The organism is Ruegeria sp. E8, assembly GCF_056533985.1.
Map to the genome: position 1 here is coordinate 1 of NZ_JBQFOY010000030.1, position 24483 is coordinate 24483.

Sequence of the window (24483 nt, forward strand, 5' to 3'; positions counted from 1 at the left end):
GCGAGGCTTCGCGGATACAGATCATCGCGTTCTTGCCGATGCGGTTCAGGCCGTCGCCCAGACCCACGGTGGTGGTGGTCTTGCCTTCACCTGCAGGGGTTGGGTTGATCGCGGTCACCAGGATCAGCTTGCCGTCTTCGCGGTCCTGTACCGAGTTGATGAAGTCCTGGCTGACCTTTGCCTTGTCATGGCCGTAGGGCAGCAGATCATCGCTGGAGATACCCAGCTTCGCGCCGATTTCCTGAATCGGCTTCTTGTTCGCCTCGCGGGCAATCTCAATGTCGGATTTGTAGCTCATTGGCTTTGGACTCCCTGCAAAAGTAGGCCGAACGAATTCAAACAGGTCCGCATGTGCGGCCTGGCCAGAATCGGATACTTTCTTTACGGTAAATAAATATTCCCTTTGGTCAACCTCTGAATTACAGAGACTTTGACAGAACGATCATTTATCGCGCGATGGCACCTTCGGATCACGCGTAACGCTTGCGACCCGCGCTGAGCCCCAACAACCAATCCTCGACAATGCGTCGTTCCGGAAATGCTTTTTGCGATGGGCTCTTCAGAAGATAGTATCCCGACTGCGTTCGCACCGATACGTCGTGGATTGGCCTGACCAACGCACCACTTTCGAGCAGCGGGTCAACAAGATGGGCCCAACCCAAAGCAACCCCTAAACCATCGACCGCTGCTTGTATCGAGAGAGGGTAGGTGTTGAAAGCCACAGCGCGTTCCATCAAAGAAGTGGAGATTCCATTGCTGCTAAGCCAAGTATGCCATGTCATCCATTCCGCATGGCTACTGGTCACTTCAATCAGATCCAACTCCGGCAGTGCGGATAGCGCTGCCGCCTTCGGATTACTTTTGAGATAATCAGGACTACACACCGGGAAAACGGTTTCCCCGAACAAAAGCTGCACCTCATATCCGGGCCAATCCCCTTCACCGCGCAATATCGTCAGATCCATTGAATCAGACAGGCACTCTGCGTCGCTGTCCGAAGACACCAGCGAAATACGGATGCGTCCATTGGATTTGTTGAACTTGCGTAGCTGCGGCATCAACCAGAGCGAGGCAACGGAGTTGGTCGCAGAGATCGAAACCGTATTGGCCTGATGTTTGGCCAACATATCACGGCTGACGTCTCGTATCAGATCCAGCGACTTTTCAACGGTCGCCAGCAATATGGCCCCTTGCTGTGTCAGCGAAACCGACCGATGACCTCTGACAAACAAGGGTACGTCATAATGTTGCTCTAACAGACGCACTTTGCGACTGATGGCAGTTTCCGAAATATTGAGCACCTTGCTGGCCTGCGCAAAGCTTTGGGCCTTGGCGGCCGCTTCAAAAGCCAAAAGGTAGTCGAGCGGCGGGAGGACCTTCCCGGTAACTGGTGCTTTCTTTGGCATCTGACGGCGGATTCCCGATCTTAAGCGGATTGCAATCAAAGAACATTCGCCTGCGTCGACTGGAAACCGATCAGGCAACTGACTGTTAAGATAGTAAAAAACCGATTTAGCCTCAAGATTTTATGGGCAACGCCTCTCAAATTTCTGTTCTGCGTCTCGCGCAAACTTAGGCAGAATGACCAAATTCGGGGCCGGAAGAGCCCTCAATCCAAAATCGAACGTCACTCAGGGAGCAAACATGAAACTTTCAAACCTACTTTCTGCTGCAACCTTGGCAGCGGTAGCGGGCACCGGTGCGATCGCAGAAGACAGCAGCGATCCGATCGTCATCCCAATTCACAACTGGTCCAGCCAGATCGTGATGTCTTACGTGGTCGGCCAGCTGTTCGAAGAGATCGGCGATAATGTCGAATACGTCACGACTGACAGTCAGGCGGTCTACGAGTCGGTGCGTCTGGGCGACGTCACGCTTGAGATGGAAGTCTGGGAAGGCGCGTTTGGCGCTTCCTTCCGCGCAGCTCTGGAAAAGGGCGGTCTGCATGATGCAGGCGACCACGATGCTGTCACCCGCGAGGACTGGTGGTATCCGATGTGGACCAAAGAGTCCTGCCCCGGCCTGCCGGATTGGCAAGCCTTGAACGATTGTGCGCATTTGTTCGCGACAGCCGAAACCGGCGACAAAGGCCGATATCTGGACGGTCCAGTAGACTGGTTGAAACATGGTAAAGAGCGTGCTGAAGCGCTCGATCTGAATTTCACCGTGATCAACGCAGGTTCGGCTGCAGCCCTATGGGCCGAGATTGGTGCCGCAGAGGCGGACAAGAAGCCGGTTCTGGTCTTCAACTGGACACCCAACTTTGCCGAAGCTGTCTGGCCCGGTGAGTTTGTCGAGTTTCCGGCCTGGGAAGATGGATGCGACAAAGACCCGTCCAAAGGTCCGAACCCGGATGCGCTGTATGATTGCGGCAATCCGGCTACCGGTTATCTGAAAAAGGCCGCTTGGGACGGTATGAAAGACAAATGGCCTGCTGCTTACTGTGTATTGACTGAAATTTCCTTTACCAATCCGCAAATCGCAGAGATGGCCAAGCTGGTCGATACGGACGAGCTGGAACCGGAAGAAGCAGCAGCCGAATGGCTGGATGCGAACCGCGCTGTTGTTGATCCCTGGATCAGCGCCTGCAGCGGATAATCCGGTCATACGCAACGAAACTGGCGCGGCCTTCCTGATCTCATTGAAGCAAGGCCGTGCTTAACAAGAAAGAAAGGCAGCCATGTCCGCCTCAGCGCCTGTAATCTCAGCCCAAAACGTCTGGAAATTGTTTGGACCTTCGCCCAAGAGCTATCTGAAGTCTATGCCGGTTGGCCGTAGCTTCGACGAGATTCGTGCGGACGGCTATATCGCCGGGGTCAAGAACGTCTCGATTGAGGTTGGCCGGGGCGAAATGCTGGTCATCATGGGACTGTCCGGATCAGGCAAATCAACCCTGGTGCGGTGCTTTTCGCGCCTGCACGACATCACCGGCGGTACGATCAAGGTTGATGGTCAGGATATCATGGGCCTGAGCGAGCGAGACCTGATCGAATTGCGACGCAATAAGATGGGCATGGTATTCCAGTCCTTCGGCCTGTTGCCGCACCGTACGGTCTTGGATAACGTAGCCTTCCCGCTGGAGATGCGCGGTCAGGATCGCCATGACCGCCGTGAACGTGCGCTGGAAGTCATCAAGCTGGTCGGGCTTGAGGGCCGCGAAGAATACTTCCCACGCGAGCTTAGCGGTGGGCAACAGCAGCGGGTCGGCATCGCCCGGTCCCTGGCGATTGAGCCGGATATCTGGTTTCTGGACGAGCCGTTCTCGGCCCTTGATCCGTTGATCCGCCGCGAAATGCAGGATGAATTCCTGCGGCTGCAAGAGATGCTGGGCAAGACTATCGTCTTTATCACGCACGATTTCGACGAAGCGCTGCGCCTCGCAGATCGTATCGCAATCATGCGCAACGGCGCTGTTGAACAATGTGATACACCCGATCAGATCGTCATGAACCCCGCCACCGAATACGTGGCAAAATTTACCGAAGACATCGACAAGGCCCGCGTCGTGCATGCAAAAGGGCTGGCAAAACCGGTCAATGGACATGCTCTGGAAGGCGCGCCTGTCAATGGCGGCTCGACCATCCACGAATTGGCGCGGGTTCTGGTAAATGACAACCGCATCCTTCTGCCGGTTGCGGATGACAAGGGCGTTGTCACCGGTGTTCTGGAACGCGACGCCGCGTTGAATGTCTTGCTCGGAGCCGAATGATGGCGACGCTGTCCACTGATCTGCACGAGGCCTCGGACAAGCCGTGGGGGCGTACCCGCGTGCTTACGGTATTGCTGGTCGTGGCCTTTGCACTGATCCTTGCCAAGGCCGCCGGTGTTTTGCCCGAATGGCTGAACCGTATTCCCGAAGCGGCCATCCCACCCACAGCGCAGGTTCTGGATGCGATATTCAACTTCATCCAGAACGACCTTGGCCTGATCTATGTGACTCGCTTCATCGCCGAAGGCCCGCTGGAGTTTTTGTTGGACACATCGGCCAACCTTTTGGAAGGCAAGCGCCGCTGGCCTAATCTGGGACCGATCCCATGGTCTGCGATTGCCGCTGTTGCCGGTGTTGTCGGCTATGCTGTTGGGGGATGGAAGTTGGCGGCCCTGGGTGCGGGCACATTCATCTGGACGGCGGCAATCGGGCAGTGGAAAATCGCCATGCAAACCATGTCCGTGATTGTCGTCGCGGCACCCTTGGCGTTCCTGCTGGGTCTGGTTCTGGGTATCGCCGCGTGGAAATACGGCTGGTTCGAGCGGATGCTGAAGCCCATCTTGTCTGTGTTGCAGACCCTGCCCTTCTTTACCTACCTGCTGCCGGCGGTGATCTTCTTTAAAGTCGGGCCAACAGCCGGTGCCGTGGCAACGATTACGTTCGCCATCCCGCCGATGATCCTGATGACAACACTGGGCCTTAAAAAGGTCAGTCCCGAAGTGATCGAAGCGGGCCAAATGTCTGGCTGCACCCGCTGGCAGATGCTGCGTCATGTCTATGTTCCGGCGGCACGTACCGAAATTCTGGTTGGCGTCAACCAGGTGATCATGCTGTGTCTGGCCATGGTGGTTCTGACCGCCTTCATCGGAATGCCCGGACTTGGCGCCAAGCTGCTGGCAATGATGGGCAGCTTCAAACTGGGACGTTCCTTCGAGATCGGCGTTACCATCGTTCTTCTGGCCGTTACGCTGGACCGGATGTCCAAAGCGTGGGTGGTCAAGCAACCGGTTCACTTTGAACGCGGCACCCCCTGGTGGAAGCGGCACCAGATCTCGCTGATCGCGCTGGGTCTGTTTGTCGGGTTTATCCTGCTCTCGCAGCTGTTCCCGATCCTTGCCGAAGTTGGTCGCAAGCAGCACCTGAGCCAAGGCAAGGAAATTGACGTGGTAATCAAGTCGTTTCTGGCGATCGATGCCATCAAGGGAACGACCGAATGGTTGCGCTGGTTCCTGAACGTCAAGGTTCTGATCCCGTTCCGTAACACGTTGCTGGCAATTCCCACCCCCGCCTTCATCCTGCTGGTCGTTGCCTTTGCCTATTGGGTCGGCGGACGCCGCCCCGGCATCTACGCTGCGGTGTTCTTTACCATCGTCGCATTCTCGGGTTGGTGGGACCGGTCAGTGATCACTCTGTACACGGTGATCTCGGCTGTAGCACTCGCCACTCTTATCGGCATACCTCTTGGCGTGATTGCCGCCCGGTCCGAGCGCTGGTCTAAGAGTATCCTGCTGGCCTGCGACACCGCACAGACATTCCCCAGCTTCATCTATCTGATCCCGGCAATCATGCTGTTCGGCGTCAATGATGTGGCAGTTGTGTTCTCGATCCTGATCTTCGCTGCTGTGCCATTGATCCGGTACACTATTATTGGCCTCAGCAGCGTGCCCCCGGAAATGACCGAAGCGGCAGACATGTCCGGGTCCACGCGGCGGCAAAAGCTGATGTCGGTTCAATTCCCGCTGGCGCTGCCAACAATGGCCGTCGGGTTCAATCAGGCGATCATGTTTGCCTTTTTCATGGTCATCATCGCGGCCTTCATCGGCACACAGGACCTGGGGCAGGAATTGCAACGTACGCTGGCAGGGACCGAGTTGGGCAAAAACTTTGTCCTTGGCTTGAACGTGTCGCTGATGGCGCTGACCTTTGACATGGCCATCAGCAGCTGGGCGGAACAACGTAAAAAGCGACTGGGGCTCGACTGAGATGGCACAGCAGCAAAACATGCGTACCGTCACCCGTTTCGACGACAACGGCTTTGTCAGAATGCAAATGAAAGACCTGCCCGACGAACAGGTCTGGTGGAAGAATGTCAGCTTTGACCAGGACACCGGGCAAGGCAGCTATCTGATGAAAATGGCACCGGGCACGCGTTCGAACCCGCATGTCCATCATGGCCCGGAAGAGTTTTTTGTCCTCGAAGGTGACCTGACCGATCACGATGGATTCAGCTATCGCGGCGGTGACTTCGTAAGTCTTGCCGCCGGGTCCAGCCATTTTTCACACACCAAATCGGGATGCCTTTTGGTGGTCACGCACCGCGGTGCAACCGAATCCATTCAGGAAGGTGCATTATGAATGTGAAGCCGGTTTTTGAGGTGCCGTTTGAACGCAGCGGGGTATTGGCGCCCGGCCTTCCGATCCTGCCTCATGGAACGGAACGCCATCCCGTCCCCGGCGCCGGGTCGCGAGCGGTTCCGGTGTCCAAAGGCGACAAGATCACTTTGCTGGATCGTGATGGGATGCAACCGGCCGAGATGGTGTTCTTTGCCCCTGATCGAAGCTCGGACGCCGCCATGCTCGGCGCACAGGGACATGGGCGGCCGGAAGGGTTGATTGCAACTCTGGCAAATGGCTCGGCCTCGGGCAAGAAAGTGCTGCGCGCACTAGAGATCGCAGGCTTCGATATCGGACGCGGAGATGCAATCAGGGCCTTCTCGGACGGATCGCGCCCGGGCGATATGGTGCATTTCGTGGCGGAGAATGACGGGCTGCTGATTGTCGCCGCACCCGGCGAAGCAATGCGACCCGAGGACAACAACCCTCCGACCGACATCATCCTGTACATTCAGCGGGCCTCGCCCGGCTTTGAGAAACCCGAAGTGGGTCCGCCCGAACCGCTGGCCGATCCTATCAAGGACATCAACATCCAGCCGGGCAATGCCAAATCTTATGAGGTCAAGGCCGGAGAGTTCATCCAGATTGTCGATATCCGGGGCCGCGAGTGCTCGGATTTTCAGGCGTTCAGCCGCCGCGCTTTGGATCAGGGGATCGAGCGTGAGATTGATCCCACCACGACCCGCAGCCTGATGGGCAGCCTGTATCCGCAACCGGGCATATTCTCGAAATACTGGTCGGTGGATCAGGAACCCCTGGTCGAGATCGTGCAGGACACCTGTGGGCGTCACGACACGTTCGGGTTGGCCTGCACGGCGCGGTATTATGAAGATCTGGGCTATCCCGGCCATGTGAACTGCTCGGACAACATCAACAAAGATCTGGACCAGTATGGCATCCGCCCGCGCGGTGGCTGGCCTGCGATCAACTTCTTCTTCAACACAATGCTGGACGAGACCAACGCCATCGGCATGGACGATCCCTGGTCGCGGCCCGGCGATTTCGTGCTGCTGCGCGCACTGACGGATCTGGTCTGCGTCAGCACCGGCTGTCCCTGCGACATCGACCCGGCCAACGGCTGGAACCCGACCGACATTCAGGTGCGAACCTACAAGGCGACCGAGGATTTCAAACGATCCTACGGCTACAGAAAATCTGCGGAGGCGGATGTGGAAGAAACCAAGAAAACAGCATTTCACGACTGCTTTGCGCGTCATACCCGTGATTTTGTCGAATACAACGGCTACTGGCTGCCCAACACGATGACCAATCACGGCGCGATTGCCGAATACTGGACCTGCCGGGACAAAGTCGCCGTGATGGACCTGAGCCCTCTGCGCAAATACGAAGTTGTCGGCCCCGACGCCGAAGAGCTGATGCAACTTTGTGTGACTCGCAACATGAAAAAGCTGAGTGTTGGTCAGGTCGTCTATACGGCCATGTGCTATGAACACGGCGGGATGATTGACGATGGCACCATCTATCGTTTGGGTGAAACAAACTTTCGCTGGATTGGCGGGAATGACACTAGCGGATTGTGGCTGCAGGAACAGGCGCTCAAACGCAATATGAATGTCTGGGTGCGTAACTCGACGGACCAGTTGCACAACATCGCGGTGCAGGGGCGTCACGCCCGCGACATTCTTTCCAAGATCTTCTGGACGCCACCTCAGCAACCAACGATCGAAGAACTGCCATGGTTCCGGCTTACCGTCGCACGTGTGGGTGATGTGCAGGGGACGTCAGTGGTTATTTCCCGGACCGGTTATTCCGGTGAACTTGGATACGAAATCTTCTGCCACCCCAAAGATGCGGTCGAGATCTTTGATCGCGTTTGGGAAGCTGGTCAGGAATATGGTATCGCGCCGCTCGGGCTTGCGGCACTCGACATGTTGCGGATCGAAGGCGGTTTGATTTTTTCCGGGTCGGAATTTGACGATCAGACGGACCCGTTTGAAGCAGGCATCGGCTTTACAGTACCGCTGAAATCAAAAACCGACGATTTCATCGGACGAGCCGCGATCGAGGAACGCAAGGCGCACCCGCACCGCAAACTGGTCGGTTTCGAGATCGAAGGCGGCACTGTCCCTTCGCCCGGCGATTGCGTGCGCGTTGGAAAAGCGCAGGTTGGAGAGATAACCAGCGCAATGAAATCACCCGTCCTTGGCAAAGTCATCGCGTTGGGTCGGGTTTCGGTTACACATGCCACCATTGGGGCAGACATTGAGATTGGGCAACTGGACGGGCAGCAAAAGCGGTTGAAGGCCACGATCGTTCCATTCCCGCACTTTGATCCGACAAAGGAACGAGTGAAAGGGATATACGCAGAAGCGACCGTTCCGGACGCTGCAGAGTAGCCGCAAAAAAGGTGACGACATTCGAGGTCATCATGTCGGATCGTTGCCAGGCCTCAAGAAAGCACTCGTCATTTGGTTTTGAGATACTGTCCAAAACGGGCATTTTCAGATTGCCGCTCTTTCAAGTCACCATGGTCGCTTTACTGGCGTTGTATTCAACACCCGGATTGGCCGACGAATGTGATCGGATTACTATGCTGGAAAGCTACGAAACGTCTGCTGTCGCACCCGAAAACGCAGTCTGTGAAACCTTTGTAGGCTTGGCCGGCACCAAGGGCATTTCATGCTTTTGGTCATTTTCGTATCGAAACGATAGCGCTGACCTATTTTTTCGCGACGCTTGGCTTGAAGTCATAAGTTGTCGCGAAGGTAGCAGCGCTTCAGCTTCCGACCCTGTGAACCACCCCGACAGCTACAACTTGCGGGAACTGATCACAGAGCGGGGCACATACCACGTGTCGAAGAAGGACAAGAGCAAGCAAAACCAAACTTTAGTTGTGATGGGTTTTGTAAACCACAAATAAGAAGTCCTGATGGTTCTGTCGCAAACTATTTCTCCAACTGTCAAGTCGAGCGTACTTTTGATAGCGCGTGCTCGGATAAGACAGGAGCAAATCGTGACGATCTCTTTCAAGGGTGCGCATTTTCCGAAAGAGGTGATTTTGTACGCTGTTTTCTTCTATCTCCGATACGGTGTTTCATACCGGGATTTGGAATAAATCATGGCGGAACGTGGCGTTGATCTGGATCACGCGACGCTAAACCGCTGGGTAAGCCGATATGCCAGTCTCGTAGCCGATGCTTCACGGTATAGAAAGCGTTCTACCGACCGTTCATGGCTGACATGGTTCGTGCAAAAAAAAGAAATAAGTTGTTCGAAATTTCCCCCTGCTCAGGTGGTTCTGCTTCGTCCGATTGTGAATGCAAGTATCGAGCGCAGAAATTAGGTTTGATGGCTCGTGTTCAGTTTAGCCGCAACCAGATTTGCGAAGGAGTCAGATGTCAAACTTGGTCGTGATTAAACATAAATTACCTTACGGGTATTGGACTGTAGCCGGGGGACATTCTAAACCTAGTTCGGCCTACAATCGTTAATCAGAGCGGCAGCCAGGCTTTCCGCAACTCGGCTGACTTCGTGGAGCTGGTACCGAAACACACTCTCCTGTATTGAACCGGGCTGGACGCTGTTTGCGAAATTTGGCAAAGTTGGGCATCCCTGGCCTTGAGGATCAACCGATGCTACCATCAGAACGACATGCAATAATCCTCGAAGAAGTTTCGCGTCAACCTGCGGTTTCAATCCGAGCATTGACCGAACGGCTCGGCGTATCGCGGGAAACTGTACGCAAGGATATCGAGCAACTGGCGCAGGAAAACAAGCTCAACCAGGTGCGCGGCGGAGCGACGAGTGTGCGTACACACGAACCCCCCATGGTTGACCGCACTCAAACCAATCGAGAAGGCAAAGAGCGTATTGGCAACTATGTAGTTAGCACAATTCCAGACGGAGCGAGTGTAATCATTGACAGCGGCTCGACAACACTCGCGGCAGCGCAAGCTCTGGCGACCAATCGCCAAAATTTAACAATTTATACCAATGATTTAACCATAGCTTCGGTAGTTGCGCCAGCGGCAACGGAGGTCATCTTGCTGGGCGGGCGGTTAGTTTTTTCGGAGAATGCTACAATGGGTTTGGACACGCTGGACCACCTTTCCCGATACAATGCAGAATTTGCACTGATCGGAGTTGGTGGAATTAGTGCTCGGTCCTTGTTCACCGATTTTTCGCTGGAAGGCGTAAATCTGCGACACATGATGATAGAGCGGTCGCAGCGCCCGTTCCTATTGGCGGACAGCAGCAAATTCGATGTGGTGGGGCAAGTTGCGATGAAACCACTGCCTGGGGATGTAACTCTAGTGGTTGACGGCGACTTACCTAAAGGCATTTCGGAAGTGATTAGAGACCAACCCGTTGATGTTGTCAGCGTTTAACGCCAACAATAGAAAAATATTGCCAAGTTTTGCAAAGTACAGATAAGGTGGGCGCAAACCCGAATCCTTCTGTACGGAGCAAATCAATGGCCGACATCCAACTTCCGCAAAGCGCGCAATATGTCATAGTGGGGGGCGGTATCGTTGGCTGCTCGGTCGCATATCACCTGACGAAGATGGGGCGCCGCGACGTCGTTCTTCTGGAACAAGGGCAGCTGAGCTGCGGCACCACATGGCACGCGGCGGGTCTAGTCGGTCAGCTGCGTGGCCAGCCCGCGATGACCAACCTGATCCGCTATTCGACCGAGCTGTATTCACAGCTTGAGGCCGAGACCGGGCTTGCCACCGGCTGGATGGAATGCGGCTCGGTCACAGTGGCACGGACTGAGGACCGTATGACCATGCTGATGCGCACCGCAGCTGCCGCGCGGGCGCAGGGGGTCGAGGTCCAGGTCATCACCCCGCAGGAGGCGCAGGACAAATGGCCGGTGATGCAGGTGGACGACGTCAAAGGCGGGCTGTGGATGCCCGGTGACGGTAAGGCCAACCCGACTGATCTGACCCAGTCTCTGGCCAAAGGCGCGCGCATGGGTGGCGCGAAGGTGATCGAAGGCATCAAGGTTACTGACATTCTGACCAAAGATGGCACCGTCACCGGTGTGGTCACCGATCAGGGCACGATCAATGCCGAGATCGTGGTGAACTGCGGTGGACAGTGGGCACGTCAACTGGGCAAGATGTGCGGCGTCAATGTGCCTCTGCACTCTGCCGAACACTACTATATCGTTACCGAGCAGATCGAAGGTGTGAAGCCCGACCTGCCCGTTCTGCGCGATCCAGATGGCTATATTTATTTCAAGGAAGAGACAGGCGGACTGGTAATGGGCGGCTTTGAGCCGGACGCCAAGCCTTGGGGAATGGACGGCATACCAGACAACTTCTTCTTCCAGCTTCTGGAGGATGACTGGGACCAGTTTGAAATTCTCATGGAAAACGCACTTATCCGAGTGCCCGGCATGGCCGAGACAGGCGTGCGTCAATTCTATAACGGACCTGAAAGCTTTACGCCCGACAACAATTATCTTTTGGGTGAAGCGCCCGAGCTGAAGAATTTCTTTGTCGGCGCGGGCTTCAACAGCATGGGCATCGCCAGCGCTGGAGGCGCCGGGCGGGCGCTGGCTGAGTGGATTGTCGAAGGGGCTCCGACCTCGGACTTGTTTGCAGTGGATATCCGGCGGTTTGCGAATTTCAACAACAACCCGACTTGGCTGCATGACCGGGTCAAGGAAACGCTGGGCCTGCACTACGCGATGCCCTGGCCCAACCGGGAACTGGACACGGCTCGCCCCTTCCGCCGCTCGGCCCTCTATGACCGGCTGGCAGCGAAGAACGCCGTATTCGGGTCGAAAATGGGCTGGGAGCGGGTAAACTATTTTGCCGAAGACGGTGAAAAAGCCGAGATCGAATACAGTTTCGGTCGTCAGAATTGGCATGACAATGCTGGTAAAGAACACAAGGCCACTCGCGAAGCGGTAACGCTATTCGACCAAAGCTCGTTCTCGAAATTTCTGGTGCAAGGACGCGATGCTTGCAGCGAGTTGAACAGAATCTGCGCAGCAAATGTTGACGTGCCCGCGGGGCAGACAGTGTACACAGGCTTGCTGAATGAACGTGGGGGGTATGAATCCGACTTGACGGTTCTGCGACTGAAAGAGCAGGAGTATATGCTGATCACGGGATCGGCCCAAACCATTCACGACGCGGATTGGATCCGCAAGAATTTCAGCGAAGATGCCCATGTTTTCCTGACGGATGTGACGGCTGCTTGGTCGGTGCTGTCGGTGATGGGGCCAAAGTCGCGTGATGTTCTCAAAAAGCTGACGAAGGCGGACCTGTCGAATGCTGCCTTCCCGTTTGCCACCGTTCAGGAGATCGATCTGGGCTATGCCACCGTTCTGGCCAACCGCATGACTTATGTCGGCGAGTTGGGCTGGGAACTGATCGTACCGGTCGAATTTTCGGCAGGCGTCTACGATGACCTGATGCGCGAAGGGGCCGCGTTCGGTATGATCGACGCCGGCTACTATGCGCTGGAAGGTCTGCGGATCGAGAAAGGCTTCCGCGCCTGGAGCCGCGAGTTGACCCCGGACATTACACCGATCCAGGCTGGTCTGAACTTTGCCGTGGACTATGACAAAACCGACGGCTTCATCGGGAAAAAGGCACTGCTGGCCGCAAAAGCGGACCCCGATCACCTGAAAACCCGTATCGTACAGCTGGTACTGGACGATGACGCGCCACAGCTGTGGGGCGGCGAGGCTGTGCTGTATGACGGCGTCGAAATCGGTGAGGTCCGCTCGGCCGCCTATGGTCACACGTTGGGCGCGTCAGTTGCCCTGTGTCAGTTGGATGCACCCGAACGTGTGACGGCGGATTACATTGCCAAGGGTAAGTTCGAGATCGACCTTGCCGGAAGCCGACTGTCTGCAACGGCGCATATCCGAACCCCCTATGACGCAAAAAGCGAACGGCCCAAAGCGGACGGCTAGGCCCGATGAAACTCAGACGGCGTAACCCGGAATGAAACACTGTTCGGTCATCGAACCCGACACGGGTCATGCTACAGAGATTGGCTTTTTGTGCTGGGACGGCCTGCCCTTGGACCAGCTTTCGGTGGGGCTGGCCTATCTGAAGGCGGCGAACCAATTGGTCGCTGACATACAATTCAGAGTCTCAGTCCTATCGCTGACAGGCACTGACGTGCAGAGCGAATGCGGAGTAAACTTGAGCACCAGCCGCATCAATGACCACTCGGCGCGATGCGGCTATCTGTTTCTGGTCGGCGGACCAGTCCTTACTCCTGATCTGCAGAATATCCTCGGCCGCGTGGCACGCGCACAACTCAGGGCAGGTCGGGTTCTGGGCGCGGTTGAAGCGGCCTTGATCCCGCTGGCGCATACAGGGCTTCTCAGTGGTTCGACGGTCGCCGCAACAGCCCCAGTACTGAGCGTGTTGGAGGAACAGTTCCCAAATATCTCGCCCGCATCCAACGATAGCCACGCCCGTGGAGCGATATGGTCTGCAGGATCAAGGTTCTCTCTGCTCAACCTGCTGTCCAAGACTACAAGCGATACCCTTACTCCGCGGGAACAACCCCGGTTAAATCGGAAATTCCTAAGCTACCGACCGAATTTCGGCAGGTGTATCGCTTGCGCACACGACATCGCCCGAGTCGACAATGGCTTTACCGGCGACATCGTTGTTGACAAGGCTATAGAACTGTTTCGGTATAATCTGGAAGAACCCCTCCAGATTAAGAGCATTGCTGAGGAAGTAGGGATTTCGGTGCGCCAACTTGAAAGGAAATTTGTAGCAGCAACAGGACTTACCCCAAAAGCCTACTACCTGGAGGAGCGGTTGGAAAAGGCCCAGGCAATCGTCAGGTTCACCAATCTAACACTTAACGAGGTTGCCTTGGCCTGTGGGTTTGGGTCCAATGCCACGCTGTCGCAGAAGTACAAACAAAGGTTCGGACAAACTCCAGCATGCGAACGCGCCCGGATGAACGCCTCTAGGTTCGAAACTTGATGCGCCGCTAGTGTTCAACAAATTACCTCGGGACATCATGTTCGTATGACAATCCACGCGTTTCTCATCGTTTTGACCGCAGCCTTTCTGCACGCGCTATGGAATGCTGTAGTTAAAGGCGCGCCGGACAAAGCCGTCGTTTTGGGGCTGGTCTCGCTCGGCCATGCGATACCAGCGATGTTTGTATTGCCATTAACTGGCTTGCCGGTATGGGCGGCCTTTCCCTTTATCATAGGCTCGACCCTGATCCATTGGGGGTACTATTGGTTTTTGAACACCGCCTACAAACATGGCGACCTGTCGGTGGTCTATCCAATCTCACGCGGGATGACTCCGATTTTGGTTGCCATGGGTGCAATTCTGTTCGCGGGTGAAATTCTGCCGCCTGCGGCATGGATCGGCATTACCTGTATCTCCTTGGGTATTGGGTGCCTGTCCTTTGCCGGATTGGGCAAACACACGAACTGGATCGCCATCGCGGCCGCTTTTGGCACCGGCCTGATGATTGCGTCCTATTCACTTGTCGACGGTATTGGCATCCGGCTGTCCGAGAACACGTTAGGGTATATCGCGGCGTTGCTTGTGGCCGAGATTTTTGTGGCCGGTTTCATTTTCACAACCCGGTGGCGGCGCGTGGTGACTCTGCCTCGAAGCTATGTCTGGGCAGGCCTCGCAGGCGGTGTCATCTCGGGCCTGGCCTATGGATTAGTACTTTATGCAAAGACAATCGCGCCGTTGGGCATGGTGTCCGCGCTCAGGGAGAGTTCCGTCATCTTTGCTTCGATTATTGGTGTCATGTGGTTCGGCGAAGGGCCAAAATCCAACAGGCTTCTGGCTGCGACCATCGTGGTGATTGGGATAGTGGCTCTGGCGATGGCAAGTTGAAGGGATTGGGGGGAAACTTGCGGACAGAAAACACAGAAACACGCCCGAATGTCTTGCTGATCGTCATCGATCAGTTCCGCTTCGATCTTCTGGGTCAGGATGGCCTCGGACGAATAGCGCAATTGCCCAACCTTCGGCGACTTCAAGAAAACGCCGTCAGCTTTGCCAACCACTTTGCCGTCACAGTGCCTTGCGGACCAAGCCGGGCATCCCTGTTCACCGGGCAATATGCTTTCAACCACCGGTCGATCCGAAACGGCACTCCGCTCCGGCACGATACCCCGAACCTGGCACATGCGATGCGACAGGCCGGGTACAATCCACGTTTGTTCGGCTATACCGACACGACCCGCGATCCCAGGGTTCTACCCCCCGATGACCCAAGGCTTCAAAGCTATGAGGAATTACTTCCTGGCTTTGAGGAGGCGGTGAGAATGCGCATGGAATCAGATGTTGGGGCCTGGCTTTCGCATCTGTCGCAGCAGGGCATTGACCTGCCCCCCTACCCCGACACCTACCGCCCCAACGGCCCGAAGGTCGGTGATCCGGCTTTGTATCCGGCGGATATGAGCGATACGGCGTTTCTGTCGGATCAGTTTCTATCCAAAATGCAGGATGCTGAGCCGGGATGGTTTGCCACGCTGACCTATATCCGGCCTCACCCTCCGCTTGTGGCACCTGCACCTTACAATACGCTTTATGACCCAAGGGATATGCCTGCGCCGCGTTCAACCCGCGATCCCTTAGGAGACCGGCACTGGCACCCGTTTCTTGCCCCTGCACAGGATAAGCAACCGATATCAAGCATGGTTGTTGGCTTCCCCGATCTGATGAATGATCCGGAAACCATCGCCCAACTGCGAGCAACTTATCTGGCGTTGGCAACGGAAGTCGATCATCATATTGGGCGCGTGGTGGACTGGCTCAGGACGTCCGGCCAGTGGGACAACACCGTTCTGATCGTCACCGCAGATCACGGTGAGATGCTGGGCGACTACGGGCTGTGGGGAAAAGGTACCTTCCATGATGCTGCCTATCATGTGCCCCTGATTGTGCGCGATCCCGCGCGTCCTGATATGCACGGTCGATTGCATTCCGGTTTCACGGAGTCCATCGATATACCCGTCACCATTCTCGAAAGAGTCGGTTCGAGTCCCCTCTCTTCGATGAACGGGCGAAGTTTGCTTGGCATTTTGGACGATACGGAAACGGAAGGGGCGGATTACAGCTTTTCCGAGTTCGATTTTGGCAATCCGGTAAAGCCGACTCCATGGATGGTTGAGTTAGGTCTGACCTCGCGGCAGGCAAATCTGGGTATTTTGCGCACAAAAGATCACCGCTTGGTCGAGTTTGGCGCAAGGCTGCCGCAAGTACTCTTTGACATGGACGAGTGTGGGGAAGCAGAGTCTATCGCAACGCAAACTGAAATCACACCAACGCTGCTTCACCTGACCCGCAAGATGCTGGAACACCGCATGAAAAATGCCGATCCCACCTTTGCTCAAACGATTGTGCGCCCTGGAGGCGTTAAGACCGGGTCTTACTAAGTATATGCAAAGCCTCGATTTTAAACGTTGAAGACCTGCCGCTGCGAAACCAAAATCTATCGTAAACGCTTTGCGGAGAATGGTATTCTTATCCATAGGACAAACTTATAACTTTGAAGGTATAATCGATTTTTCTTGAAGAATTTATCTGTCAAACTGTCGGTACTAATCTGATTGAGAACGCCGCACGAGAATGGCGAACCTGTCTAATAAATCACCAGCAGAGGATGACAATGAGACACACAACAGCACTTTTAACCGCTCTCGCCATCGGCACACTGACCGCAACGGCAGCGGCATCAGAGACAGAACTGACCGTTTATACCGCCGTCGAGGCCGAAGATCTGGCCCGATATGCCGAGACGTTTAACCAAAGCAACCCTGATATCAAAATTAACTGGGTTCGCGACTCGACCGGGATCATTACCGCCAAATTGCTGGCGGAGCGGGACAACCCTCAGGCAGACGTCGTCTGGGGGCTGGCGGCCACGTCGCTGCTGCTGCTGAAATCCGAAGGCATGCTGGAACCCTACGCACCGGTTGGCGTTGAAGAACTTGATGTCAAGTTTGTTGACGGCGACAATCCTCCAGCCTGGGTTGGCATGGATGCCTGGGTTGCGTCGGTTTGCTACAATACAGTCGAGGCCGAAAAGGCTGGGCTGACGCCGCCAACGTCATGGAAGGACCTTACCGATCCAATGTACAAGGATCAGGTAATCATGCCGAACCCAAACTCATCGGGCACCGGGTTCCTTGATGTTTCTAGCTGGCTGCAGATGTTTGGTGAAGACGGCGGCTGGGAATACATGGATGCGCTGCACGAAAACATCGCGCGTTATACCCATTCAGGCTCAAAACCTTGCAAACTGGCGGCTGCGGGCGAAATCCCGATCGGTATCTCGTTTGCTTTCCGCGGTGCCAAATCTAAAGCGGACGGCGCACCGCTTGAGATCATCGTGCCGTCCGAGGGCGTCGGCTGGGACATGGAAGCAACCGCAATTGTTGCCGGCACAGGGAATCTGGAAGCTGCTCAGAAACTGGTTGATTTCACGGTCACCAAGGAAGCCAATGAGATGTACAACAGCGGTTATGCGGTTGTGGCCTATCCCGGCGTCGCAAAGCCGGTCGAGCACTTCCCAGAGGGCCTTTTGGATGCCATGATTGACAATGATTTTGAGTTTGCCGCCAACAATCGCGCGGCAATCCTGAAGGAATGGCAGTCTCGCTATGACGGAAAGTCGGAAGCGAAGTAATCCCATTCGCAGGAGGGGCGATCATGCCTCTCCTGCGCACCACACTCTTGTTCCCAACAATACAACCTACTCACCCGGTTCAGACCGGCCAGGTACGGCCGTGCCCGAGGTGCAGATATGAGGACTTCTCCCGTGCTTCAGAAAACGCCACCCGGTGAACTGTATCTCAGTATCCAAAACCTGTGGAAAGCCTTTGGCAGCTTTCTTGCACTCAAGGATATTTCGCTGGAAATCAACGAAGGCGAGTTTGTCTGCTTTCTGGGCCCGTCAGGCTGTGGAAAAACAACTCTTCTGCGTGCCATTGCAGGTTTGGACCTGCAAACCAAGGGTACAGTCATGCAGGACGGTATGGACGTGTCCAACCTACCCCCGTCCGAGCGAGATTTCGGGATTGTGTTTCAATCCTATGCACTGTTTCCCAACCTCACGATTGAGAAGAACATCGCTTTTGGTCTGGAAAACTCGGGCCGCAGCAAATCTGAAATTGCAGTCCGCGTGAACGAGTTGCTGCATCTGGTCGGCCTTCCCGATCAGGGTAAGAAATACCCGGCGCAGTTGTCGGGTGGGCAACAGCAAAGGATTGCACTGGCACGCGCCATCGCGTCCAAGCCCGGCCTGTTGCTGCTGGACGAACCTCTGTCAGCTCTGGATGCCAAGGTACGTGTCCATTTGCGGCACGAAATTAAGGAATTGCAGCGTAAGCTGGGCGTGACCACCGTGATGGTGACCCATGATCAGGAAGAGGCGCTGGCCATGGCTGATCGTATTGTGGTCATGAATCACGGAGTTATTGAGCAGGTGGGTTCACCTACAGAAATCTATCGGGAACCGGCTAACCTGTTTGTGGCCGATTTTATTGGCGAAATGAACCAGATTAAGTCTCAGGTTACAAAGGGCGGGCGGTTGAGCGTGGGTGAAAAAACCTTTGCCTGCCTGGGTCATCAGTTCAACGATGGAACACCGGTTGTTGCAGCAATCAGGCCGGAAGACGTCATTCCCCATGAAGCTGGGTATCTGGATACCGGCGGAAACCGCAACTGCATCGAAGTGACACTTGATGAGATGGAGTTTCTGGGCTCGTTCTGGCGCTGCCGTCTAAGCAACGAGCGGTTTGGGTCATCAGAACTGATTGCTGACTTCTCGATCAATGCCGTGCGTCGCCTGGAACTTGAAGAAGGCCGGACCATGGTGATTGAGCTTCCCGAAAACCGTCTGATGGCGTTTGATGTTCCGGAGACCGAGGCATGAGCACGATTTCCTCAAATACTGGCACTCTGCCCCCCGGACCGGATATCAAGGCCAAGCTCAGCCGTGATGATTTACTGATGCGTGGCAGCATGATGGTCATCGTGCTCTACCTGATCGTGACTCTGGCGCTGCCGCTTTACACAATGCTTTCCAAGTCGTTTTCCACTTATCGGGTGGAACTGTCACAATACGAGTTTCAGGTCAGCGACGACGCGGGCGTTTATGACGGGTCGATCCTGTCTGGAGATGCGCTGAACCGGCAGACCGAAGTATTCACCGATACCGATCTTGTGACAGGCTCGGACGGGCGCTTGCCTGTGACAGGTTTGTTCCCGGATTTCAGCTTCCGCAGCCCGGTCATGTACCAGATCCGCAACACAAGCGACACCGGGCGCTTTCTGGTCGGATCAACTCTGCAGGACAGTACCGACTGGATCGAGCTTGATTCCAACACCTTCCGCCGGGTTCAGTTGCGGCCCGTTCAATCACGGGGCCTGGACAACTTTGTAAACTACTTCTCGACACCTGCGCTGTTCAATTCGATCAAGAACTCGCTTTGGATATCCGTTGTCAGTACCATCGTTACAGTAACGCTGGCCTTTTGGTTCGCCTATGCGCTCAATCGCAGCTGTATGCGGTTCAAAGGTGTCTTTCGCCTGATCGCGATGGCACCGATCCTTGTCCCCTCGCTCTTGCCAGGTATCGCTTTGGTGTACCTGTTCGGCAATCAGGGTATGATCAAGGAACTGTTGTTTGGTGCAAGTATTTATGGCCCGATCGGCATTGTGATCGGATCAGTGTTTTTCACCTTCCCGCACGCTTTCCTGATTATTTCAACGGCGCTCGCAATCTCGGATGCGCGGCTGTACGAGGCTGCGGCAAGCCTGCGGTCAACTCCATGGCGCACATTCTGGACGGTGACCGTTCCTGGGGCCCGCTATGGCCTGATTTCAGCCGCCTTTGTGGTGTTCAACCTGGTGATTACCGATTTTGGGTTGCCTAAAGTCATCGGTGGACAATTCAACGTGCTTGCGGTGGATATCTACAAACAAGTGATCGGCCAGCAGAACTTTGAGATGGGCGCGGTTGTGTCAGTGGTTCTGGTGATCCCGGCAATCCTGGCCTTTGCCATTGACCGTATGGTTCAGTCCAAACAGGTTGCGCTGCTGTCCGCTCGGTCGGTGCCGTACCAGGCAACCCCAAACCCAAAAGCGGACCGGCTGTTCCTGATTTATTGCAGCTTGATCGGCCTGTTCATCGTCGGCCTTTTAGCGGTTTGCCAATTTGCGGCGCTGATCAAGTTCTGGCCCTATGACCTGAGCCTGAGCCTGCGGAACTATCAGTTCGACAAGATGGATGGCGGTGGATGGGGATCGTATTTCAACTCGATCCGGTTGGCCTTGCTGACCGCAGTGATTGGCACCACCGTTGTGTTCTTCGGTGCCTATCTGGTTGAAAAATCGCAAGGGTTCCGCACGGGACGGTCAATATTTCAGATGTTCGCTATGTTGCCGATGGCAATACCGGGCATGGTGCTGGGGCTGTCTTACATCTTCTTCTTCAACAACCCTTCAAACCCCTTGAACGGCATCTACGGCACCATGGCAATACTGGTGATCTGTACAGTGACGCACTTTTACACTGTATCGCACCTGACGGCGGTGACCGCGCTGAAACAAATGGACCGCGAGTTCGAATCCGTTTCGGCCTCTCTCAAACAGCCGACGATGAAACTGTTTGCGCGTGTTACGGTTCCAGTCTGTCTGCCAGCAGTTTTGGACATATCCATTTATCTGTTCGTCAATGCAATGACAACTGTGTCAGCGGTCGTGTTCCTCTACTCGCCCAAAACGACACTCGCGTCTATCGCAGTGCTGAACATGGATGATGCCGGGGATATTGCACCTGCTGCGGCGATGGGCATGATGATCTTTTACACCAATGCTGCGGCCCGGATCATTCACCTGATTGCGTCTAAAGGCATATTAAAACGCACGCAGGCTTGGCGCAGTCGCTGACGACCATTCCTGCTGATACCAAATCCCGCCAATTAATCTTTGGCGGGGTTTTCTACCATAGTACGTTGCGCAAACTCTGTGAAGGCGCGGATAATCTTCACTTCGCGCCTCTGAGACAGCGAAATAATGCTCTCGCCCATCTGCAGGTTGATGCCTTTAAGTTTGATTTGCCGGAGACGGTTATCATGACCATATTCCGCCTGCGAGACGAAACCGATACCTGCGCCCGAGGCCACAAGTTCTCGTATCGCTTCGCGCCCCTCAGCAACAATCGCGGGTTTCAACGTTATCCCGTGTTTTTTGGCCTCGTCTTCAAGTTTCTGGCGCGTTTTCGATCCCGTTTCACGGAATATTAATGGTAGATTTGACAGCTCTTCCAGAGACAGTGTCGGCTTCGACGCCAAAAGTACACCCTGTGCGGCAAAGGCCACGATTTCGGTGGAACCAAGACTTAAGACATCCATATCCTTGCCGGGAGACAGGCTGCCCACTACGCCAATTTCCGCGTTATAAGCCCTGAGCTCTTCCAGAATCTCTTCGCTATTCCCCGAGCGTACGGTGATTGTGACATTCGGATTTTTCTTTTGAAAGGGGCCCAGAAAGGCCGTCATGTGGTGCGCGGAGTCCGCGATGATGCGCAACTCTCCATCGACCACCGCCTTGGTCTCGGATAGGTAATCCTCAATCTGACCTTCGATCTCGAAGTATTGCTTCGTATATCGGTAAAGCTGCTCACCGTCGGGTGTCAAAGTCACACGTTTGCGCTCGCGTTGGAACAACAACAGATCATGATCCTGTTCCAGTTTTCGCACCTGTTCAGAAATTGCCGGCTGCGTCAGAAAAAGAGCCTCTGCGGCACGCGAAAACCCCCCATGCTTGGCTACAAAATGAAAGGCTTTGAGCTGGCTGTGACGCATAGCAGTACTCCGAATTTAGATCATAGGCTGTGCTTATAATTAGATTGATATTTGCAATTTCACATATAGCAACATTTGCTGCAATTGTGTTCTTGAAAATACCTTTCTGGAGCCTGGTTATGACGCCTTCCAATCCCAAAATCGAACAACCGCGCCTCGGTGAACCTTACCTTCTGACACCCGGTCCTTTAACGACATCCTATGCGGTGAAAGAAGCTATGCTAAAGGATTGGGGCAGTTGGGATGATGACTTCCGTGCCATGACGCAAGAGGTGCGGACAAGCCTGCTGGCGCTCTTGGGCGAGGGCGCCGATGATTTTGATTGCGTCCCGATGCAGGGCAGTGGTTCGTTTTCGGTCGAAGCGATGCTTGCATCATTCATTCCGCGCGATGGCAAGGCGCTGGTGCTGGCGAACGGAGCGTATGGCCAGCGCTCGGCGCAAACGCTGGCGTATCTAGGTCGCGAACATGTGGTACTGGACAAGGGTGATTACCTCCCCCCCCGGGGCAGCGAAGTGGCAGAGATTCTGGCTAAAGATCCTGCGATCACCCATGTAGTAGCGATCCATTGCGAAACCTCTTCGGGCATTCTGAACCCCGTCGAAGAGATTTCCGAGGCGACCTATGCCGCCGGGCGCAAGCTTCTGATTGACTCGATGTCAGCTTTCGGTGCGATCGAGTTAAAACCAAGCGAGGTCAGGTACGAGGCAATGGTGTCCTCGGCCAACAAATGTATCGAAGGTGTGCCAGGATTTGGCTTCATCGTCGCCCGCAAGTCCGAACTTGAGGCGGCTGAGGGCAACAGCCATTCCTTGTCGCTGGATGTGCATGCGCAATGGGCGCATATGAACAGGACCGGTCAGTGGCGGTTCACCCCACCGACCCATGTGGTGGCGGCGTTCATCCAGGCACTCAGGGCGCACGCTGCCGAAGGGGGCGTTTCGGGCCGCGGCGAGCGCTATACCCGCAACCGTGATGTCATGGTCACCGGCATGCGCGAACTGGGCTTTGAAACACTGCTGGATAATCGCTGGCTCAGCCCAATTATCGTTACCTTTTTCTGCCCGGCGGACGAGAATTTCGTATTCGATCAGTTCTACATTCTGATGAAGTCCAAGGGTTTCATCATCTACCCAGGCAAGCTGACGGTGGTCGACAGTTTTCGCGTCGGATGTATCGGTCAAATGGACGAACACGTCATGCGCAAAGTTGTAAACGCAGCAAAAGAATCATTGGAGGAGATGGGTGTCACAAGCGCTGCACCCCCCCTCCGGGCATTGGAAGAACGCGCCAAACTGGCAGCTTAACTATCAAGGAACATAATAAGATGACCATCCAAACACCTGTTGAAGCAAACGAACGTGTCTATCCGACCCCGAAAGTGCCCGCAATCGCCATCTGCCTTGATGGGTGCGAGCCGGAATACCTGGAAGTCGCAATAGCCAAGGGTCTGATGCCCAACCTTAAGCGGATGCGCGAGACCGGTACCGACCGGTTGGCCCATTCTGTGATCCCCTCCTTCACCAACCCCAACAACCTGTCGATCGCCACCGGCCGGCCGCCTATAGTGCATGGTATCTGCGGCAACTATTTGATCGACCCTGACAGCGGCGAAGAGGTCATGATGAACGACGTGCGATTTCTGCGCGCGCCGACCATTTTCTCGCAATTCTACGATGCTGGTTTCCGCGTCGCCATGGTTACCGCCAAGGACAAGCTGCGCGCCTTGCTCAGTGCTGGGTTAAAATTTGACGAAGGTCGAGCCGTTGCCTTTTCTTCGGAACGCTCAGGCGAGACGACTTTAGCCGAACACGGGATCGACAATGCAAGCAAATGGCTGGGCATGGACGTCCCTGAGGTCTATTCAGCCGAATTGTCAGAGTTTGTATTCGCCGCTGGCGTCAAGCTGCTGAAAGAGTTCAAGCCCGACGTTATGTATCTGTCCACCACCGACTATATTCAGCACAAGTTTGCGCCTGAACAGCAAGGAGCACTTGATTTCTACGCCATGTTCGACCGCTATTTGGGCGAACTTGACGAGCTGGGTGCTGCCATCGTTGTGACGGCCGATCATGGCATGAAGCCGAAGCATCTGGCTGATGGGTCGCCTGCCGTTATCTATGCACAGGATCTGATGGACGAATGGCTTGGTAAGGACGCGGCGCGCGTCATCCTGCCGATTACCGATCCGTACGTGGTGCATCACGGTGCGTTGGGCTCGTTCGCAACAGCCTATCTGCCCGAAGGCGCAGATCAAGATGATATCATTGTCAAACTCAGGGCAACCGAAGGTATAACCCATGTGCTGACCAAGGCCGAGGCCATTGAGCAATTCGAACTGCCGGGCGACCGGATTGGCGACATCGTGATGGTTTCTGGTGAGAACATCTGCATTGGCACATCCGAGCACCGCCATGATCTGGCGGCCCTGAAAGAACCGCTGCGCAGCCATGGCGGTTTGACCGAACAAGAGGTTCCGTTCATCGTGAACCGTGTCATCGACCTGCCGAACCAGCCGGTTTTACGCAACTTCGACGCCTTTTTTTACGCAACCACAGCGGCGGCACAGTAAGTC

Annotated in this window: 19 protein-coding genes and 1 pseudogene; 17 read left to right on the forward strand and 3 right to left on the reverse strand. The window is 55.2% G+C overall.

The window, feature by feature from the left end; all coding sequences use genetic code 11:
• Together ACR0LF_RS22225 and ACR0LF_RS22230 are read right to left on the reverse strand one after the other, a co-directional pair.
• Positions 1-298, reverse strand: a 298-nt coding sequence (locus ACR0LF_RS22225) for a formate--tetrahydrofolate ligase (protein ID WP_480583759.1), incomplete at its 3' end; no start/stop codon positions are given.
• A gap of 172 nt (positions 299-470) precedes the next feature.
• Positions 471-1406: a LysR substrate-binding domain-containing protein gene (locus ACR0LF_RS22230; RefSeq protein WP_480583757.1), complete on the reverse strand. Its 936-nt coding sequence runs from the start codon at positions 1404-1406 to the stop codon at positions 471-473.
• 238 nt (positions 1407-1644) lie between these two features.
• Between ACR0LF_RS22230 and ACR0LF_RS22235 the strand changes: the two genes are divergently transcribed.
• The 15 genes and pseudogenes from ACR0LF_RS22235 (at position 1645) to ACR0LF_RS22305 (ending at position 20991) form a co-directional block, all read left to right on the forward strand.
• On the forward strand, positions 1645-2598 hold the full coding sequence (locus ACR0LF_RS22235) for an ABC transporter substrate-binding protein (protein WP_480583754.1): 954 nt from the start codon (positions 1645-1647) through the stop codon (positions 2596-2598).
• An 82-nt stretch (positions 2599-2680) separates the two neighbouring features.
• A complete protein-coding gene (locus ACR0LF_RS22240) occupies positions 2681-3709 on the forward strand; it encodes a quaternary amine ABC transporter ATP-binding protein (RefSeq protein ID WP_480583752.1) in 1029 nt (342 codons plus the stop codon).
• Positions 3709-5691: an ABC transporter permease gene (locus ACR0LF_RS22245; RefSeq protein ID WP_480583749.1), complete on the forward strand. Its 1983-nt coding sequence runs from the start codon at positions 3709-3711 to the stop codon at positions 5689-5691. The genes ACR0LF_RS22240 and ACR0LF_RS22245 overlap by 1 nt, the downstream gene beginning before the upstream one ends.
• Before the next feature lie 19 nt (positions 5692-5710).
• Positions 5711-6064, forward strand: a complete 354-nt coding sequence (locus tag ACR0LF_RS22250; protein ID WP_480583746.1) for a cupin domain-containing protein — start codon at positions 5711-5713, stop codon at positions 6062-6064.
• A complete protein-coding gene (locus tag ACR0LF_RS22255; RefSeq protein ID WP_480583743.1) occupies positions 6061-8460 on the forward strand; it encodes a trimethylamine N-oxide demethylase in 2400 nt (799 codons plus the stop codon). The genes ACR0LF_RS22250 and ACR0LF_RS22255 overlap by 4 nt, the downstream gene beginning before the upstream one ends.
• A gap of 32 nt (positions 8461-8492) precedes the next feature.
• The gene (locus ACR0LF_RS22260) at positions 8493-8984 is read left to right on the forward strand and encodes a hypothetical protein (RefSeq protein ID WP_480856476.1); all 492 of its coding nucleotides are present in this window, start codon (positions 8493-8495) and stop codon (positions 8982-8984) included.
• A gap of 93 nt (positions 8985-9077) precedes the next feature.
• Positions 9078-9299: pseudogene (locus tag ACR0LF_RS22265) on the forward strand (IS6 family transposase); the annotation flags it as partial.
• Positions 9300-9696: 397 nt separating this feature from the next.
• A complete protein-coding gene (locus tag ACR0LF_RS22270; RefSeq protein WP_480583738.1) occupies positions 9697-10452 on the forward strand; it encodes a DeoR/GlpR family DNA-binding transcription regulator in 756 nt (251 codons plus the stop codon).
• A gap of 86 nt (positions 10453-10538) precedes the next feature.
• Positions 10539-13001 (forward strand): GcvT family protein, encoded by a 2463-nt coding sequence (locus ACR0LF_RS22275; protein ID WP_480583735.1) that lies wholly within the window; start codon positions 10539-10541, stop codon positions 12999-13001.
• A gap of 31 nt (positions 13002-13032) precedes the next feature.
• Positions 13033-14040 (forward strand): GlxA family transcriptional regulator, encoded by a 1008-nt coding sequence (locus ACR0LF_RS22280; protein ID WP_480583732.1) that lies wholly within the window; start codon positions 13033-13035, stop codon positions 14038-14040.
• A gap of 45 nt (positions 14041-14085) precedes the next feature.
• Positions 14086-14925, forward strand: a complete 840-nt coding sequence (locus ACR0LF_RS22285) for an EamA family transporter (protein WP_480583729.1) — start codon at positions 14086-14088, stop codon at positions 14923-14925.
• Between the two features lie 17 nt (positions 14926-14942).
• The gene (locus ACR0LF_RS22290; protein ID WP_480583726.1) at positions 14943-16472 is read left to right on the forward strand and encodes a sulfatase-like hydrolase/transferase; all 1530 of its coding nucleotides are present in this window, start codon (positions 14943-14945) and stop codon (positions 16470-16472) included.
• A 233-nt stretch (positions 16473-16705) separates the two neighbouring features.
• A complete protein-coding gene (locus tag ACR0LF_RS22295; RefSeq protein ID WP_480583723.1) occupies positions 16706-17725 on the forward strand; it encodes a putative 2-aminoethylphosphonate ABC transporter substrate-binding protein in 1020 nt (339 codons plus the stop codon).
• A 117-nt stretch (positions 17726-17842) separates the two neighbouring features.
• The gene (locus ACR0LF_RS22300; RefSeq protein ID WP_480583720.1) at positions 17843-18973 is read left to right on the forward strand and encodes a putative 2-aminoethylphosphonate ABC transporter ATP-binding protein; all 1131 of its coding nucleotides are present in this window, start codon (positions 17843-17845) and stop codon (positions 18971-18973) included.
• The gene (locus ACR0LF_RS22305) at positions 18970-20991 is read left to right on the forward strand and encodes a putative 2-aminoethylphosphonate ABC transporter permease subunit (protein WP_480583717.1); all 2022 of its coding nucleotides are present in this window, start codon (positions 18970-18972) and stop codon (positions 20989-20991) included. The genes ACR0LF_RS22300 and ACR0LF_RS22305 overlap by 4 nt, the downstream gene beginning before the upstream one ends.
• Positions 20992-21023: 32 nt before the next feature.
• Here ACR0LF_RS22305 and ACR0LF_RS22310 read toward each other — a convergent pair whose 3' ends face one another.
• On the reverse strand, positions 21024-21908 hold the full coding sequence (locus tag ACR0LF_RS22310) for a LysR substrate-binding domain-containing protein (RefSeq protein ID WP_480583714.1): 885 nt from the start codon (positions 21906-21908) through the stop codon (positions 21024-21026).
• A 119-nt stretch (positions 21909-22027) separates the two neighbouring features.
• Here ACR0LF_RS22310 and ACR0LF_RS22315 point away from each other — a divergent pair, with 119 nt between their 5' ends.
• Both ACR0LF_RS22315 and phnA read left to right on the forward strand, forming a co-directional pair.
• A complete protein-coding gene (locus ACR0LF_RS22315) occupies positions 22028-23215 on the forward strand; it encodes a 2-aminoethylphosphonate--pyruvate transaminase (protein ID WP_480583711.1) in 1188 nt (395 codons plus the stop codon).
• 20 nt (positions 23216-23235) lie between these two features.
• Complete coding sequence (phnA, locus tag ACR0LF_RS22320) at positions 23236-24480, forward strand: phosphonoacetate hydrolase (RefSeq protein WP_480583708.1); 1245 nt, start codon at positions 23236-23238, stop codon at positions 24478-24480.
• The last annotated feature ends 3 nt before the right edge of the window (positions 24481-24483 follow it).